Below are 18,022 nucleotides of genomic sequence, written 5' to 3'. Positions count from 1 at the left end.
TTAATTATTTGGAATTTTACTGGTTAGGATTTTATAACGTGAAAAAATCCCTAATTACGTTAACTATTTTTTAAACTAAATGCGTATTCTTTTTTGCTTCCTTCTTTAGGGCGCATTTTTACGCCAAGGATATTTCCGTTTTTTTCTAGTATAGTAACAAAGGCAATTATAGAATAATAATCTTTATCTGATTGAAAGATCAGAGTCCCTTCGTAAGTCGAATTCATTACTCCTTGTTTGTCTGTTGTAACAGATACTTTTCTCGGATGCGCAAATTGTGCTGCACTATAAGTTGCTTTGTTTGCAAATTTAGCTTTTCCATTGCAGAAATCGTATAAGAAATCATAATTTCCAATTCGTAGACTTCCTTCTTCATCATTTGCGTTAGTCGAAAATATAATCTGACCTGAGTATTTAAAGTCTGACCATTCTTCTGATTCGTTTAACCAGGCTTTGTCAACAATTAGTGTTTGCGTGGTCTGCTGCGCATAATTCACAGAAACAAAAAATAGGAACAAAAATAAAGCGTAATAATTCTTCATAAATTTAAGATTTTGGGGTTATGTGACAAATTTAAGTTAAATATGTAACAATTCCTTAACAAAAACTCTTAAATCTTTACGTTGTTTTTTGCTAAATCCGCAATAAATAGCTTTATTTATGGTGTGTTTTTTTTAAATCACAAATCAAAGTGCTTTAAGAACTAATATTCTTGTTAATCGCTCAGATTTAAAAAGACAGGAAAAATAACGTTTTGTTACATTATATTTACCACAGTTTCTATTTGTGGGGCGTATTTTTTTATTGTTGTTTCAACTCCTGCTTTTAGCGTCATTTGGTTTACACTACAGCTAATACATGCTCCTTCAAGACGAACTTTGACATGTTTGTCGTCGTCTATAGAAATTAGCGTAATGTCTCCTCCGTCAGAATTTAAAAAAGGTCTGATTTCGTCCAGAGCTAATAATACGTTGTTTGTTAATTCTTCTGTTGTCATAATATTTAATGTGTCAATTAGAGAATTAGATAATGAGATATGTATCAATTAGATAATTGTCTTATGCTCATGATCTCACTTTCTAATTTTTATCTTAATTATCTAATTATTTTTTTACTGCTGAACAACCTGCCATAGTTGTAATTTTAATGGCTTCTGTTGCAGGTAAAGTATCATTTCTGTTTACTGTTTCCTGTACAACATTTCTGGTGATTTCCTCAAAAACAGTTTCTATTGTTGATGCTGTTTGCATTGCTGCAGGGCGACCGTAATCTCCTGCTTCACGAATAGATTGTACAATTGGTACTTCGCCTAAAAACGGAACATCTAGATCTGCAGCCAGGTTTTTTGCACCTTCTTGTCCAAAAATATAGTATTTATTGTCAGGTAATTCTTCTGGTGTAAAGTACGCCATATTTTCGATAATTCCCAAAACAGGAACATTGATATTGTCCTGCATAAACATAGCCACTCCTTTTTTAGCATCGGCAAGAGCCACAGCTTGCGGAGTACTTACTACAACAGCACCGGTAATAGGTAATGATTGCATGATCGAAAGATGAATATCTCCTGTTCCCGGAGGTAAGTCAATCAACATAAAGTCTAATTCTCCCCAATCAGCATCAAAAATCATTTGGTTCAATGCTTTTGCAGCCATTGGACCTCTCCAGATAACGGCCTGACTTGGAGCAGTAAAGAAACCAATAGAAAGTATTTTAATATCATAACTCTCAACAGGTTTCATTTTTGATTTTCCGTCAACGTTTATCGAAATTGGTTTTTCGTTTTCAACATCAAACATAATTGGCATCGATGGTCCGTAAATATCGGCATCTAGAATTCCAACATTAAAACCCATTTTAGCAAGCGTTACAGCAAGATTTGCAGTAACAGTCGATTTTCCAACACCACCTTTACCAGAAGCAACGGCAATAATATTTTTGATTCCAGGAATCGCCTTTCCTTTTATTTCGTTAGGATTTTCTTTGGCTTCAACCTTAATGTTTACTTTTATTTTTGCTTCAGGAGATACCAATTCAAGAATTGTTTTTTTGATATCATCTTCGGCTCTTTTTTTAATGTGCATTGCTGGTGTGTGTAAAAGTAAATCTACCACAACCTCGTCACCAAAAGTAATGACATTGGCAACAGCACCACTTTCAACCATATTTTTTCCTTCTCCGGCTATAGTGATTGTCTCTAGAGCTTTAAGAATTTCTTTTCTATCTAATTTCATTTTAATCTACTGTTTTCTATTGAAAGAAATCAATTTGTGCATTGTATTTATTTAAACTGATTTCAGACTACAAAGATAACAGATTATGTTCGGATTCAAACCCTTTTAAATTGTATTTATTGATATAGAGATTAGTCAAAATGATTCTGATGGTTTGTATTTGCTTTCTTACAAGAGAATTAAAATGAAAATTTCACTTAAACTCGTGTATTAAAAATGTTTTTTTAAAGGAATAACAAAATTTTTTAAGTTGAATTTTAAAAAATTGAAGACCAAAATGTCAATAATCTTAGCTATATTTGAGTACCCAAATTTAGGATTGCCATTGTTTGAAAAGTATGTGAAAGCTTGTTTTTGGATAAATTATGGGGTTTCGGTATTTTTTGAATAGAATTTCTTTTCTAATTTAAATCTAAAAATATGCGAAACTTTACTTCTGTATCTGTAATTATTGTAGTTAGTTTTTTGATGTCTTTTTTTCAATCTACGGCCAGTGAGATCCTGACAAAAGACACAAGGTCCGAATTTGGAAATGTTTCTGCATTTACCAAATATACTTCAAAAGCTACTGTTGACGCTGAATCAATTAATCAGTTTTATAAAAAATATCCCAAACTCAAAAAATACCAAAGTGATGTTCAGGATCTTTATAAAAAGAAAGAATACAAATTGCTTTGGTACGACGATAAAAGTGTTAGCGAATTTGGAGCATTATTATATCATAAAGTTCGCCTGCTAAACGATCAGGGTATCAAGGCAACTATGCCGTATATGGATTTGGTAGATGATGTTTTTAATGAAAACGTGACAGAAGATTTACCTCAGATAGACACAGAGCTTTTGTTGTCTAATATGTATGTGTTTTATGCCAGTAATGTTTATTCTGGTGTTGATCCCGCAACTTTAAAAAAAATTGGATGGTTTTTACCTGCCAAAAGTATTTCGTATTCAAAAATATTAGACTCTCTTATGGTTGATCCTGGCCGTTTAAATAAGGATGAAAATCTTTTATTCGGACAATATTATAAACTTAAGGCAATGTTGAAAAAATACAAAGCTATCGAGAAAAACAATCAATGGAAAAAGATTGATATTGACGTTGCCAATTATAAAGATTTAAAGCCTTTTGATAGTGGAGTTGCTGTAAAGCAAATCAGGGAACGTTTGTTTGTCGTGGGAGATTTGCCGCAAGATTCTAAAAGAGATGTGTATGACGAAGAGATGATGGCTGGTATTTTAAAATATAAAAAAAGATACGGACTTAAACTTAATTATACCCTTACCATAGACCACATTAACCAAATGAATGAACCTGTTGGTAATCGTATAAAAACAATAATGCTCAACATGGAACGTTGCCGATGGATACCGGCACAATTGGCACAGGCAAGCGAATATGTTATGGTCAATATTCCGTCGTTTAAACTGGTGTATGTTAAAAATGGCAAGTACGAATTGGTGTCGGATGTTTTTGTTGGAACCAGAATGACCGAAACTGTAATTTTTAGTGGTAATATAGACAGGATTGTGTTTAGCCCCTATTGGTATGTTCCGCAGAGTATCATTAAAAACGAATTAAAATCAAAAATAGCAGAAGACAAAAATTATCTCGCCGATCATAATATGGAGTGGAACGGAGGAAATGTGAGACAAAAACCGGGACCTAAAAATTCTTTGGGATTGGTAAAATTTATGTTTCCAAATCCTAATGATATTTACTTGCACGATACGCCGGCCAAAAGTTTGTTTGAATTCGAGAAACGTATTTTTAGCCATGGCTGTATTAATGTAAAAGAAGCGAAAGGTCTGGCACTTGCTATTTTAAAAAACAATCCGGATTGGCCCGTTGATAAAATAGATCAGGCAATGAGCGGCGAAAAAGAAACCACTTGTATGCTCAAAAACAAAATCCCTATTTACATAGGTTATTTTACAGCCTGGGTAAGTGAGGAAGGGGAAATTGGTTTTTATCCCGATGTATATGACAGAGATCCGCAATTAGATAAACTATTATATTCAGACACTCTAGTTTCAAAATAAGAAGAAACCCGCCAAACTTTAATAATTTGGCGGGTTTCTTAAAAAAAAATGGTCTACAAGCTTATTCGTATTTTAAATATTTCAGGATATCTATTTTGGTTACCTGGTAGGCTTTGGTTAAAACAATAATCAAAGTTAATACCAGTAAAGAAATCAAAGCAATACTAAACGGAACAAATGAAATATTGATTCTAAAGGCAAAATCTTCGAGCCATTTTTGAAGTAAAATGTAAGCCGGTACAATACCAATTACAAATCCCATCAAACAAAAACCAATATATTGTCTTGAAAGTTCTTTTAGTAAAGCATCAGTTTCTGCACCCAGTGTTTTTCTAATCGCAATTTCTTTAAGTCTTCTTTCCATCGAGAAAGAAGCCAGAGCAAATAATCCAAAAACGGCAATAATAATTACTACAAGATTTAGAATAAAAAACAAATCCTTTTGTTTTACTTGTTCCTGATACGTTTTTGCAAATCCTTTGTTTACAAACTCATAGAAAAAAGGATAGTCAGGATTTACATTTTTTCCCCAGTACTTTTTTAATTTCTCCAGTGTTTCGGGTAAATTGTTGGGAGAGACTTTTACAAAAACATTACTAAAGTTATTCCATTTTAAAGTTTTAAGATTAATGAAAACCATAGGAGGTACTTTATCTTTTAAGCCAGTAATATGAAAATCTTTTACCACGCCCACAACTTTAAATTTCATGTTTCCTTTGTCATTTCCCCAGCCCGAAGATATTATGGTATTTATTGGATTTTTAAGTTTTAGCTTTTTAACAAGAGTTTCATTTATCAGCCAATTATCAATAGTATCCGAGGCAAATTGTGGAGAAAGATCACGTCCCTCAACAATTTTAATTTTCATCATCTCCAGAAAACCAAAATCCATTTCGACATTTCGGGGCTGAACAAAAATACTATTATGAGTTAATCCTGAACTCGAGCTCGTGCTATTGCCAAATGAACCGGCAAAAGTAGAAACATCCTGAACACCTGAATACTTTTTAATTTCCTGTTTCAGTAACATATATTTAGCAGCTTTTTGTTTGCTATCATTATAGTTAAACGGAATTCTAATGACCTGATCACCGCTAAAACCAAGCTCCTTGTTGGTCATATAATCAACCTGTGAGTTTACAATTAGCGCCCCGATGATAAAAAATGCCGCTATACCAAACTGAAAAATAAGCATCGAATTTCGAATCCAGATACCGCTTTTGCTTCTGGAGAAATTTCCTTTTAAGACCTTTAAAGTTTCAAAATTTGAGATATAAACGGCAGGAAATATACCTGCAAGAATGATTACTAATCCAAAAATCAAAACGAGCTGCAGATAAAATTCACCACCATTCATAGTCAAAGTTTTCTTTAAAAAGGTATTGTAGTATGGCAATGAGAGCTCGACTATTGCTAAAGCAAACAGAATGGCAAGAATAACAATTATAGCAGTTTCAAATATAAACTGGGCAATAATTTGTTTTTTTGATGCCCCGACAATTTTACGAACACCAACTTCTTTTGCACGTTTTATTGCTGAAGCAGTGGCAAGATTAATGTAGTTTACTAATGATAAAACTAAAATTAAAACAGATAACCCGGCCATAATATAAAGAAGCTGTAAGTTTCCTTTTCCTTCCGGAGTAGATGTTCCGGAAGATTTGGTGCCATAAAGGCGCAGGTTTTTCAGCTGGTCCAGAATGATTTTGATTTCGCCATTTTCTTTGATATATTGTTCAACCGTCTGACCGCTTTCTTTAGCATCTTTTAAAGTTCTGTTGACGTAATTTACATTATGCATCTTTTTTAAAACCAGGGCAGGATCTACACCTTTTTTGATTTTAACCATCAATCCATAATTAAAATTCCCCCATTGATTAAGATCGTAATCACGAACAGCTCCTCCAAAAACATAGTTAGGTTCAATAGAAGAGGGTTTTATAATACGATAAACGGCTTTTACAGTATAAGATTCATTTTCATAAGTAATAGACTTGCCAATAGGATCTTCATTGTTAAAAAGTAACGTTGCCTGCTCTTCTGAAATGGCAACACTGTTTTTCTCTTTTAAGATGTCTTTTTTAGAACCCTTGATTATTGGAAAAGGGAAAAAATCAAAAAAGTTATTATCAGATACGGTTATTTTTTTATCTATTAATTTCTTGTTTTTATATTTTATTACAGATTCATAGTACCAATTATATAAAAAGCAAATTTGCTCAATTTCAGGAATTGTAGCTTTGCAGGTGTTTCCAAAAGGTATAGAACTTGTTGCCCAGGTATCGCCCGTTGCGCCAATTACATTGAGAACCTGATATACGTTTTCTTTTTCCGGATTCCATCGATCGTATGCGTGCTCATTATTCCAATATAAAATAGCAAAAATTACTCCGGCGATCCCAATGCTTAATCCCATGACATTCAAAAACGAAAACAGTTTGTTTTGCTTCAAATGATATATAAATATTTTAAACCAGTTAAAAATCATGATAGTTTTTTTATAGTTATTACAGTTGCTTTTTAATGTAGTCCAGCAGGTTTCTTGAACCTGCCGGATTTTTATATTGTTGCCAATATCTTGCAAACAAATCCCACCAGGATTAAGATTGCCGTTACAATAAATTTTATCATTTTAAAATTATTTAGCGTCCATAAAAACATCAACATTTCTCTGATTTAATTTTTCAGAAAATATAACACCATCTTTCATGTGAATCGTTCTTTGCGAAAATGAAGCATCATAATCAGAGTGTGTAACCATCAAAATAGTAGCGCCTTTAGCATGCAGATCCGTTAAAAGTTCCATTACTTCATTCCCATTTTTACTATCCAGATTACCGGTTGGCTCATCGGCCAAAATGATTTTAGGATCGTTTACCAAAGCTCTTGCAACCGCAACCCTTTGTTGTTGTCCTCCGGAAAGTTGTTGCGGATAATGTTTTAATCGATGCGAAATATTAAGCTTCTCAGCAATTGCCTCTATTTTTTGTTTTCTTTCGGATGCTTTTACGTTGTTATAAAGCAAAGGCAATTCGATATTGTCATAAACCGAAAGTTCATCGATTAAGTTGAAATTCTGGAAAATAAAACCAATATTTTCTTTACGAACAACAGCTCGTCCTTTCTCTTTTAAGCCCACCATTTCCTGATCTAACAATTTATAACTTCCGCCGGAAGCACTGTCTAAAAGACCAATGATATTAAGTAAAGTCGATTTTCCGCAACCAGAAGGTCCCATGATAGTTAGAAAATCGCCTTTTTTTATTTCTAAAGAAATACCGCTTAAAGCGGAAGTTTCTACTTCTTCTGTTCTAAAAACTTTGGTTAAATTTTGAATTGTTATCATAGTTTTGATTTTAGTTGTTATTGATTATTTTTTGATTGATGATTGAAACTTTTTTAATTATTAATTGTGAATTATTAATTGTAAACTGCGACTGCGAATGAAAACTGCGACTGAAAACCGTTACTGAGTACTAATCGACAACTCTTCGATGTCTTTATAATCAGAATAAGATGAAGTAACCACAGATTCGCCTTCTTTTAAACCTTCCAGAATTTCATAATACGAAGGATTTTCTCTGCCTAATTTTATATTTCTTCTTACTGCTTTATTGCCTTTTACGACAAAAATCCATTTTCCACCTGTATCCTGATTAAAACTTCCTTTTTGAAGTACAAGAGTTGTGTTTTTCTCGGATAAAATTAATTTCACACCAAAACTAAGTCCGTCTTGTAATGTAATATCTTCTTTAGAGGTAAAAGCCAGTTCTACTATAAAATGTCCGCCTTTCACTTCCGGGATTACTTTGGTTACTAAAACTTCGAGGGTTTTTCCTTTAAATTCTACCTGTCCTTTCAATCCTTCGCGTATTTTTTCAAGATAAAATTCATCTATATCGGCAGTAAGTTTATAACCTTGTTTAGAATCTATTTTTCCAATGCTTTCTCCGGCCTGAAATGTTTTTCCTAAAACAGGCTGAAACGAAGTTAATCGGCCGGATTCAGGAGCTGTAATCAGGAAATTCTTTTTATTGTTTCTCAAAATATCCAGACTTTTTTCCATAGTCTGAATCGAATGATTGATTTGAGAAATCTGAATTTTATTGGTTTGTTTTTCTTTTTGAATACTTTGCTGAATCGTTCTTTTGCGTTCTTCCTGAAAACGTAAACTTTCCTTAAACGTATTCCAGTCATTTTTCGAAATCACCTCTTTTTCATACAATCGGGCATTCATATCATACAATCTTTTGGCATCATTATAATCGTGTTCGATTAAAACCAAATCTTTGTTTAAGTTTAATTCCTGATTTCTTATGTTTAGTTTTCCGGTATTCAAGTTGTTGATTTGCTCAATAATTGCCGTTTCCTGAGTCAGGTAATTCAATTCGGTATTAGGGTTGTACAAACGCGCCAGCGATTGGCCTTTTGTAACCATGGCACCGTTTTCGACAAAAATCTCTTTTACAGATCCTCCTTCGGTAACATTCACAAGCATCACATTCAAAGGTTCTACTTTGGCCTGAAAAACAACAAAATCTTCAAAAAAGGCTTTTTCAACTTTCTGGATACTTAGTTCTTCTGCTTTTACATTTAAACTTCTTTTAGTGTTAAACGAAAAAAACACGATTGTTGCCAGAACTAAAAAAACTCCAATTGCTATTGTGAGATATCTAAATTTTCTATTTTTACGAGGAATTATTTTGTCCATTTCTTTAATAATTTACTGATTACCAATAGGTAAATACTGTGCCATAAAATTTATTATTTGTAAAGTATTGATTTTAAAGAGGCTTTAGAAATCATTCAAAAAACCAACTGTTCGATAATGAACAGTTGACCGTTCATTATCGAACAAAAAAAGACATCATGCGAAAGAAACAAGCTCAAATATTAATCGTTGACGACCAGGAAGAAATTCTTTTTTCGGCAAAAATGATTCTCAAAAAGCATTTTGAAACCATTTTTACAGAAAATAGTCCCAAAAAAATCATTTCTATTTTAAGCGAAAATGAAATAAATGTAGTTTTATTAGATATGAATTACCGAATTGGTTTTGAAGACGGGCGCGAAGGTATTCATTGGCTCAAAGAAATAAAAACACTTTCGCCACAAACTGTCGTGATTTTAATGACGGCTTTTGGTAAAATTGATACCGCTGTTGAAGGAATAAAAATTGGTGCTTTTGATTATGTTTTAAAACCGTGGAATAACGAAAAATTACTCGAAACAATAGATAAGGCTGTCGCCGAAAGTAGAAAAAACAGCAAAAAAGTGGTAGAAGAAAAACCGGCAAAAAACTATTTTGTTGGTAATTCTCTTAAAATTAAACAAGCTTATTCTATTGCCGAAAGAGTGGCCAGAACAGATGCTAATGTTTTGATTTTGGGCGAAAACGGAACCGGTAAATATGTTTTTGCAGAATTTATTCATCTCAATTCAGAGCGTAAAGCACAGCCATTTGTGCATGTTGATTTAGGATCTTTGAGCGATAATTTATTCGAAAGTGAACTTTTTGGTTATGCAAAAGGCGCTTTTACAGATGCCAAAACAGATACTGCAGGCAGATTTGAAATAGCTTCTGGCGGCACGATTTTTCTGGATGAAATTGGGAATATTCCGTTGCATTTACAATCGAAACTATTGCACGTTTTGCAAACCAAAACCGTTACCCGTTTAGGAGAAAGTAAGGCAAGACCTTTGAATGTTCGGGTAATTGCAGCTACAAATAGTGATATAAAAGCTGAGGTAAAAAATAAAACATTTCGCGAAGATTTGCTGTATCGCATCAATACAATGGAAATTCATTTGCCTTCTTTACGCGAACGAAAAGATGATATCGTTCCGATGGCACATTTTATCCTGGATAAGATTGCCGAAAAATACAATCAGGAAAACTGGCATTTTGATGATAATGTAGCGCCATATCTGGAAAAATATCCCTGGAAAGGAAACATTCGTGAATTGGAAAATAAAATAGAGCGCGCTTTGATTTTGGCAGATAATAATACCATTTCTGTAACCAATCTGGATATTTTAGATTTCGAAGAAATTCAGGAAAATGACGAGAATCCTTTATCTGAAATGGAAAAAAGTGCGATCGAAAAAACACTCTTCAAATACAACGGAAACATCAGTAAAACAGCCGAAGAATTAGGTTTATCAAGAGCAGCCTTGTATAGAAGAATCGAGAAATACGATTTAAAGAACTCTTAAAACGAAAAATAGTTTTGCCACAGATTAAAGGATTAAAGTGATTCTTAAAATTGATCTCTCGCAGATTTTGCAGATAAAATTTATTGTAATTAATCTGTTATATCTGCAAAATCTGCGAGAGTAAAAAAATCATTTCTAATCTTTTAATCTGTGGCAATAAAAAAAACAATAATGAAAAACTGGAAATTCTATAATGCTTTGTTTATAAGGGTTCTCTTTATTATGATGCCCTTTTTCTTTTGTGTTTTTCTGATTTATAAAACGCTTTACTACAATGCAATTTTGGTAGGTTTTTTTATATTCTTACTGTTGTGCGAGATGTATTTTTATATCAAAAATCACTCTTTATTTTATGATAAAATATTGCTCTCCATTTTGCAGAAAGATTTTTCGACCAATTTTCCGCAAGAGAAAAAAGAACAGAAATTTAGCAACTTATATCTTTTATACAATACTTTAAAATACCAACAACAAGAACAGACTTCGAAAGAAATGGTTTACCAGTCGATATTGAATAATATAGACACGGCCACTTTGATTCTCGAAAAAGAAAACGAAGACTGGAGTATTTTTTTAATGAATGATTGCTTTTCAGGTTTGTTTAAAGTACCCAAAGTGAGTCATTGGAAATATCTTAAAAATTATTTGCCATCACTTTGTAATGAGATTGAAAAAACAGCATTTACAGAGTTGAAATCGGCAATTTCGATAAAAATAGAAGAACAGGATGTACAGACATTTGTATTGCAGACATCCTCTACAAAGACTTATGAAAAAGAATATTTCATTATTTTGTTAGACAGTATTCAGCGCGTTATTGAGAAAAAAGAAAAAGAAGCCTGGATTAATTTAATGAAAATTATTTCGCATGAATTGATGAATTCCTTAACCCCAATTCGTGCGCTTTCGCAGAATTTACTTCAGATTGTCGATCAGGAAAAACTCGAAGAAGATGATTTCGACGATATCAAAAGCAGTATTTCGACCATTATCAATCGAAGTGACCATTTGCAGGTATTTGTAGAAAATTACCGAAAGCTGGCCATGCTCCCAACTCCAACAAAACAAATGACGCCAATAAATTTACTTTTAGAGGATTGTATGCGCATCATGAGTCCAATTTTGAAAGCGGAAAATATAGAAATGGTAAACGAAATCAGTAGTCCAAGATCTATTTTGATTGATAAAAATCAGATCGAACAAGTGATTATTAATCTAATAACAAATAGTGTTTATGCCTTAAAAGAAAAGACAGAAAAGAAAATGTTCTTGTCCAGTTATACCGAAAATAATCGCTTTTTTATTGCTATTTCAGACAACGGAAAAGGCATCGATGCCGAGATTAGAGAAAAAGTCTTTCTCCCGTTTTTCACCACCAGAAAAGATGGCGCCGGAATTGGTCTTACACTTTCTAAAAACATCATCGAAGCACACGGCGGTTACTTGAGCTACCAAACCGACGAAGATAAAACGAGCTTTGTGATTTGCTTGATTTGATTTTTTTGAACCGTATAAGTGATATAAGTTCATATTAAATTGTTGCTTTACATTATCATTTAATCCCGCAGCGTCGCAAAGGTTCTTGTTTTTTAAGTTTTTCTTTGCTCATTTTTTGTCATCCCGAGGAACGAGGGATCTCCATTAGCAGCTCGACAACGATTGAAAAAAAACCATGCTTACGGAGTTTCTTGCGGAGATCCCTCGTTCCTCGGGATGACAAACTCGACGAAAATATTTTTATGAAAACGGGATTAGCTCCTGAAAAAAAGATTTGATTTTTATCACAGAAATCGGGATTACAAGATTGCGGTTAGAATTCAACTTCAGGCGTCCAAAAGTGCTTTTCTAAATCTATAATTTGATTGTTTTCTACAACAATACCTTCGCTTTCCAGTAATTGCTGCATTAAATTAGTTCCGTCAAAATGATGTTTTCCGGTTAAAAGACCTTTTCGGTTTAACACTCTGTGTGCGGGAACATCTTCCATATTATGGCATGCATTCATTGCCCAGCCTACCATTCGCGCAGAACGAGCGGTTCCTAAAGCTTTCGCAATTGCACCATAAGAAGTTACTTTCCCGTACGGAATTTGTCTGGCGATTGCATAAACTCTTTCAAAAAAATTATCTTCAGCCATACGTTTAAGTTATTTTTACCATTAAGATATTAAGGTTCATGAAGTCAAAACTTAACTTTTTTTTATTGAAAAATAATTAAGAAAGTGAAGTTTTGCAAAGTAGTGCTTAATTTTTCTTAATTACTTAATGGTTCAATTTTATAAACCTAAATTTTAATCTTTAAAAATACTTTCACCCAAAATAGTAATTCAGGATATTAAAAAGCGTTGCAACGGCAATTAAACCCGTAATGCTTCCTATAATAGTATTCATGTTGCGCATCAGGTAATCGGTTTTCTTTTCGATCCTGCCAAAGAAACCAATATAGCTGTACAGAGCCGCAAACGAACCTAAAACAGATCCGAACACAAAAGTAAAAATAATGTTGTTTTCGAAGGCAAAAAGATGGTAAGAAGCCAGCGTAACACTCACGACAACATAATACGGAATAGGGAAGAAGTTCAAACCAGACAAAAGCATTCCTAAAAAGAAACGGCTTTTTTTGCTGCTCTTTTTAATCTTCGATTTCTTGGCTTTGGGTTCTTTTGCGATAAACAAAAAGTAAATCGTAAGAATAGAAAAAATAGCAAATCCAACCTCACGCAACAACGTTACCACATCAGGGCGATTGTCGATTACCTGAGCGAATAAAACGGCTAAAGAAACCTGAAAAAAGATTACTAAAACCGCTCCGGCAACAAACCATAAGGCGTTCTTTTTCCCCTCTTTCATGTTCACTTTGGCTGCCGTCATATTGATTAGTCCTGGCGGAATAATTCCAATGAAAGCGGCAATAAAACCTGAAAGTAATGGGGTAAGTAATGCCATTCAGTTATTTAATGGGTTGGAAAAACGTTCACAAAATTAAATTAGTCTTTAATTTTAAAGCGAATATACGTAATTGCCTTGTTAATTTCTAAATATTGTTTCTCGTAAAAAGTCTGAAAAGCAGTAACTTCCTCAGGACTTCCTTCGTTTGTATATACGTTATGGTTCGCGTATAAAACCTCATGTCCTTCACCGTGAAGCAATCCAAGAGTATAACCGTGCATAAATTCGCTATCGGTTTTAAGGTTTACAACACCGTCTTTTTTAAGGATTTTTTTATACAATTTCAAAAACTCAGAGTTGGTCATTCTGTGTTTTGTTCTTTTGTATTTAATTTGCGGATCCGGAAACGTAATCCAGATTTCATCCACTTCATTCTCATTAAAAATATGGTCGATCAATTCGATTTGAGTACGAATAAAAGCCACATTATGAAGACCTGTTTCTACGGCAGTTTTAGCACCTCTCCAGAAACGAGCCCCTTTAATATCGATTCCGATAAAATTTTTGTCAGGATATCTTTCTGCTAATCCAACAGAATATTCTCCTTTTCCACATCCTAATTCTAAAACTAAAGGATTATCATTTTTAAAGAAATCAGAGTTCCATTTTCCTTTTAAAGGCATCAAATCGCCTACAACTTCTTCTCTGGTTGGTTGAAAAACGTTTTGAAACGTTTCGTTTTCTCTGAATCTTTTTAGTTTATTTTTACTTCCCACTTTTACAAAAATTTTCAGCAAAATTAAGGAATATAAACGAATGAAAATAGTTTGAATTCGGTTTTAAAATTTTTAGCCACGAATTCACGAATTTTAATTATCTGTTGTCGTCAATACAAGCAGAAGAAATTCGTGAATTCGTGGCTAATTTAATGCAAAGAATATTTTTTCTTAACCGTAATGCGCCTCAGTAATAGGTTTTAATTTAGGATCAAGCGTTTCATCGTGTTGCGATAAATCAAGACCAATATGCTCGTTTTCTTCAGAAACACGTAGCGGAATAATAAAGTTCGTTACCTTAAACAAGAAATATGCTCCGAAGAAAGTAAAAATCGAAACCAAAACTAACGCCATCATGTGGTGGCCAAAAACGTTCCATCCGCCGTGTAATAAACTTGCATCTTCGCCGTGCGCAAAAATGGCGGTTAAAATCATTCCCATGATTCCGCCAACACCGTGACAGGCAAAAACGTCAAGTGTATCATCAAATCTTTTTGAGAAACGGCAATTTACGACTGAGTTAGAAACCAAAGCGGTGATGAAACCAAAGAACATACTTTCAGGAACTGATACAAAACCTGCTGCAGGAGTAATGGCAACTAAACCTACAACAGCTCCGATACAGGCACCAAGTGCAGAAACTTTTCTTCCGTTCATTCGATCAAAGAAAACCCAGGTTAACATTGCTGCGGCAGATGAAGTTGTTGTGGTAGCAAAAGCCATTGCTGCAGTTCCGTTGGCCGCAAGAGCAGAACCAGCGTTGAACCCAAACCATCCAAACCATAACATTCCGGTTCCTAATAATACAAACGGAATATTGGTGGGTATATGATCGCTATTTTTTCTTTTTCCTAAAACCAGAACCCCTGCCAAAGCAGCAAATCCTGAACTCATATGTACTACAGTTCCTCCGGCGAAATCTTTTACGCCAAAATAACTTCCTAAAACACCTGTTGGATACCAAACCGAATGGCACAAAGGCGCATAAATAAATATGGTAAACAAACTAATGAAGAGTAAATACGATATAAATCGAACACGTTCTGCAAATGAACCCGTAATAATTGCCGGAGCAATAATGGCAAATTTCATTTGGAACAAAGCAAATAACATAAACGGAATCGTATTGGCCAATTGTTTATGAGGTAAAACACCCACATAATCCATAAAGGCAAAAGTAGTTGGATTCCCGAAAAAACTATAAAAATGTTCTCCTGAACCAAAACCTACAGGATCACCAAATGCCAGACTAAAACCTACTACAACCCATAAAAGGGTTACAACGCCCAAACAAATAAAACTTTGCAGCATGGTCGAAATCACATTTTTGCGGCCTACCATTCCTCCGTAGAAAAAAGATAATCCGGGTGTCATGATCAAAACCAGACAACAAGAGGTCAACATCCAGGCAACATCGGCAGGAACAATATGATCTGTAGTGCCAAATTCTGATAATACGTAATTGTTTTCAGTAACAGTTGGCCAAAATGCGCCCGTAATACAAACAATACTTATAATAATAAAGGAAATGATCCAGCGTCTTTCTATTTTCATTTTTCAAATACTTTATTTAACCCTATTTTTTTTGGGGTCAAAGTTAAAAAAAAATAAAGATTTTGATTTTCGGGGCTAATAAAATAGAGGTCGATCTTTTATTTTAGTCAATTTTGTAAAATTCGATCCGTTTTTTTGAGAGTATCTTATTTTGAACTTCTAATTTACGGATAAAATTGCCAATTGTATTATAATTAATTTGATATACGGCGCTGTAAAGCACTAGAAAAGTTAGAATTATAAAAAGAAACTTCTAATTTGTTTATTTTTTCTGAAGCTTTGCAATCAGAACGTCTTCGATTGGCGCTTTTATCTTAGTAACCGCATCGACTTCATCATTAGGAATTGTCATTGATAAAACATAATGCTGAATTTTCCATTCTTTCCCTACTTTAACCAAAACACCCGAACCGCGGCAAATTTTCATTTGTGTATTGAGCAATTCATCAAACCACGCAATTTTTCCTGATTTGTCAAAAAAGATATGACGTTCTAAGGCTGTAAAATTCCAAGTAGTGCCTTTATCAAAAAACGGTTTCGCCCAAACTTTAAAATCTTTTTTGGTCCAGTTTTCGGTAGCATCAGTTCCAATAAAAATTCCGTCTTCGGCAATTAAATTAAAGTAGTCTTCAAATTTCACATCGGCCGCAGCCTTATGCCAGGTATCAATGGTTTGACTGACTTTGTCTTTCTCAGAAGTTTGTGCATTTGCAAAAGTGGCAACGAATAATAAAAGTAGAATTGATTTTTTCATGAGGTTTTATTTTGGATTTAAAGTTAGTAAAAAATTTTTCAGAGGTGCAAAGTTAAAAGGTGCAGAGTTTTTTAATCGCGCAAAGACGAAAAGGCGCAAAGTTTTTGGTTCACGCAGATTTAAAAAGATTTAAGCTGATATACGCAAAGCATTTTAAATCTGCGTGAACCAAAATTTATTTGAATCTTTTTAATCTGTGGCTTTAAAATAAAAACTTTGCGCCTTTGCGTCTTTGCGTGAAATTTTGGCTCAACGATTATAATCCAAATAGCGAAAAATCTTAAATTATCTTATATTACTTATATGGTGAAATCTTACTATATTTGAGAGCTCTAAAAACCTACATCATGAATCCAAAAATACTTATCACCTCAATATTTGTCACTTCTTTGGTTTTTACCTCTTGTAAAAAAGAACTCGAACCACAGGAAAACACACCAACATCTGAATTGGTAAAACTAGGACTAGCAAAAGACACCACAAAAACGCAGTCGGTTGTTCAAAATCCGGCAACGAATCCTAATACCGTAATGGGCGCAACGCAAGGATTAAATCCTGCACACGGACAACCCGGACATCGTTGCGATATTGCAGTTGGCGCACCTTTAAATTCGGCTCCAACGCAAGGACAAACCACTACGCAACAACCACAAACAGTACAAGTAAATTCAGGACAGCAAAATGTAGTAACCACAACAACCATAGCACCTACGAAAGTAGCCAAAGGAATGAATCCCGCACACGGACAACCCGGGCACAGATGTGATATTCCTGTTGGATCACCTTTAAATTCTCCTGTAGCAAAACAACCCGCTGCCAATACAGCACAAAGCGGCACTACAACGCAAAACTTTACCGTTACGCCACCTGCAAACAATGCAGTTCCGGCCTTATTAAGCACCGAAGAAGTAGCAACAGCAGACGGAATGAATCCAGCGCACGGAAAACCCGGACATCGCTGCGATATAGCCGTTGGAGCACCATTACCAAAATCATAACATTTACGTCAATTATAACTTTGACTTGCTACCAATAAAAAAAGGCATTATCCGTATTTGAGATAATGCCTTTTTTAGATTTTGATGCTATATGAATTAATGCGCTTTCATTTTTTCGAAAGTCGTAGTAAGTGATTTTTTTGCTTTGGCAAGAGCACCGCTAAAAGCTTTTTCAAGCGTATCGGCGTGATCTGTTACGGTTAGGGGTTGTAAATTAGCAATACGAACTTCGATCACACATTTTTTATCGTTTAGGCTAAATTTTTCTCCGTTTTCATCTCCAAAATGTACTTCGATGCGGGTAATTTTTTCTTCAAAACGAGCTAAACCTTTTTCTAATTCTTCAGAAAAATAAGTTGCTAATCTTTCGTGTCCTTCGATGTTCTTGTCGGTATTGATTTGAATTTTCATATCGGTTTATATTTAATGATTATTCTCAAAGCTATCTTTTTTAGAATGAAAACCCAAGTGAGTTAATAAAACATTATGAAAAAATGGTAGAAAATTTCAAGGCCATTTTTTTGTTAGACATGGCGATACTGGAATGTTAATATGGAACGCG

At 34.0% G+C, this 18,022-nt stretch carries 16 protein-coding genes; 4 read left to right on the top strand and 12 right to left on the bottom strand.

Going from position 1 to position 18,022, the window contains the following annotated elements:
* Positions 1 to 59: 59 nt before the first annotated feature.
* The 3 genes from FLP_RS21270 to FLP_RS21260 all read right to left on the bottom strand — a co-directional run bounded on the left by FLP_RS21270 (position 60) and on the right by FLP_RS21260 (position 2,234).
* On the bottom strand, positions 60 to 542 hold the full coding sequence (locus tag FLP_RS21270; protein WP_065451519.1) for a hypothetical protein: 483 nt from the start codon (positions 540 to 542) through the stop codon (positions 60 to 62).
* 215 nt (positions 543 to 757) lie between these two features.
* Complete coding sequence (locus tag FLP_RS21265) at positions 758 to 997, bottom strand: NifU family protein (protein WP_055097397.1); 240 nt, start codon at positions 995 to 997, stop codon at positions 758 to 760.
* A gap of 106 nt (positions 998 to 1,103) precedes the next feature.
* The gene (locus FLP_RS21260) at positions 1,104 to 2,234 is read right to left on the bottom strand and encodes an Mrp/NBP35 family ATP-binding protein (RefSeq protein WP_065451518.1); all 1,131 of its coding nucleotides are present in this window, start codon (positions 2,232 to 2,234) and stop codon (positions 1,104 to 1,106) included.
* Between the two features lie 420 nt (positions 2,235 to 2,654).
* Here FLP_RS21260 and FLP_RS21255 point away from each other — a divergent pair, with 420 nt between their 5' ends.
* Positions 2,655 to 4,274 carry a L,D-transpeptidase family protein gene (locus FLP_RS21255; RefSeq protein WP_065451517.1) on the top strand — a complete coding sequence of 540 codons (1,620 nt, stop codon included), beginning with the start codon at positions 2,655 to 2,657 and terminating at the stop codon, positions 4,272 to 4,274.
* 61 nt (positions 4,275 to 4,335) lie between these two features.
* Here FLP_RS21255 and FLP_RS21250 read toward each other — a convergent pair whose 3' ends face one another.
* From FLP_RS21250 to FLP_RS21240, 3 genes are all read right to left on the bottom strand, one after another.
* Complete coding sequence (locus FLP_RS21250; RefSeq protein ID WP_065451997.1) at positions 4,336 to 6,762, bottom strand: ABC transporter permease; 2,427 nt, start codon at positions 6,760 to 6,762, stop codon at positions 4,336 to 4,338.
* Positions 6,763 to 6,912: 150 nt separating this feature from the next.
* Positions 6,913 to 7,620 carry an ABC transporter ATP-binding protein gene (locus FLP_RS21245; RefSeq protein WP_065451516.1) on the bottom strand — a complete coding sequence of 236 codons (708 nt, stop codon included), beginning with the start codon at positions 7,618 to 7,620 and terminating at the stop codon, positions 6,913 to 6,915.
* A 120-nt stretch (positions 7,621 to 7,740) separates the two neighbouring features.
* A complete protein-coding gene (locus tag FLP_RS21240) occupies positions 7,741 to 8,985 on the bottom strand; it encodes an efflux RND transporter periplasmic adaptor subunit (protein WP_065451515.1) in 1,245 nt (414 codons plus the stop codon).
* A 158-nt stretch (positions 8,986 to 9,143) separates the two neighbouring features.
* Between FLP_RS21240 and FLP_RS21235 the strand changes: the two genes are divergently transcribed.
* Together FLP_RS21235 and FLP_RS21230 are read left to right on the top strand one after the other, a co-directional pair.
* Entirely contained in the window at positions 9,144 to 10,490 is a 1,347-nt protein-coding gene (locus FLP_RS21235; RefSeq protein WP_065451514.1) for a sigma-54-dependent transcriptional regulator, read from the top strand.
* A gap of 171 nt (positions 10,491 to 10,661) precedes the next feature.
* Positions 10,662 to 11,987 carry a sensor histidine kinase gene (locus FLP_RS21230; protein WP_065451513.1) on the top strand — a complete coding sequence of 442 codons (1,326 nt, stop codon included), beginning with the start codon at positions 10,662 to 10,664 and terminating at the stop codon, positions 11,985 to 11,987.
* A gap of 313 nt (positions 11,988 to 12,300) precedes the next feature.
* On the opposite strand, the gene FLP_RS21225 is transcribed toward FLP_RS21230, so the two are convergent.
* The 5 genes from FLP_RS21225 to FLP_RS21205 all read right to left on the bottom strand — a co-directional run bounded on the left by FLP_RS21225 (position 12,301) and on the right by FLP_RS21205 (position 16,462).
* Complete coding sequence (locus tag FLP_RS21225; protein WP_065451512.1) at positions 12,301 to 12,627, bottom strand: MGMT family protein; 327 nt, start codon at positions 12,625 to 12,627, stop codon at positions 12,301 to 12,303.
* A 172-nt stretch (positions 12,628 to 12,799) separates the two neighbouring features.
* Positions 12,800 to 13,435 (bottom strand): LysE family transporter, encoded by a 636-nt coding sequence (locus FLP_RS21220; RefSeq protein ID WP_065451511.1) that lies wholly within the window; start codon positions 13,433 to 13,435, stop codon positions 12,800 to 12,802.
* A gap of 41 nt (positions 13,436 to 13,476) precedes the next feature.
* Positions 13,477 to 14,154 (bottom strand): tRNA (guanosine(46)-N7)-methyltransferase TrmB, encoded by a 678-nt coding sequence (gene trmB, locus FLP_RS21215; RefSeq protein ID WP_026982683.1) that lies wholly within the window; start codon positions 14,152 to 14,154, stop codon positions 13,477 to 13,479.
* A 171-nt stretch (positions 14,155 to 14,325) separates the two neighbouring features.
* Positions 14,326 to 15,708, bottom strand: a complete 1,383-nt coding sequence (locus tag FLP_RS21210; RefSeq protein WP_065451510.1) for an ammonium transporter — start codon at positions 15,706 to 15,708, stop codon at positions 14,326 to 14,328.
* A gap of 262 nt (positions 15,709 to 15,970) precedes the next feature.
* Positions 15,971 to 16,462, bottom strand: a complete 492-nt coding sequence (locus FLP_RS21205) for a nuclear transport factor 2 family protein (protein ID WP_065451509.1) — start codon at positions 16,460 to 16,462, stop codon at positions 15,971 to 15,973.
* 347 nt (positions 16,463 to 16,809) lie between these two features.
* Here FLP_RS21205 and FLP_RS21200 point away from each other — a divergent pair, with 347 nt between their 5' ends.
* Positions 16,810 to 17,460, top strand: coding sequence for a hypothetical protein (locus FLP_RS21200; RefSeq protein ID WP_065451508.1), 651 nt, complete (start codon positions 16,810 to 16,812; stop codon positions 17,458 to 17,460).
* A 96-nt stretch (positions 17,461 to 17,556) separates the two neighbouring features.
* Here the strand turns inward: FLP_RS21200 and FLP_RS21195 are convergent, their stop codons facing one another.
* Positions 17,557 to 17,871, bottom strand: coding sequence for an HPF/RaiA family ribosome-associated protein (locus FLP_RS21195; protein ID WP_065451507.1), 315 nt, complete (start codon positions 17,869 to 17,871; stop codon positions 17,557 to 17,559).
* Positions 17,872 to 18,022 lie beyond the last annotated feature (151 nt).

The organism is Flavobacterium piscis, from assembly GCF_001686925.1.
Lineage (GTDB): Bacteria > Bacteroidota > Bacteroidia > Flavobacteriales > Flavobacteriaceae > Flavobacterium > Flavobacterium piscis.
This window is presented reverse-complemented; position numbering and strand designations above follow the sequence as displayed.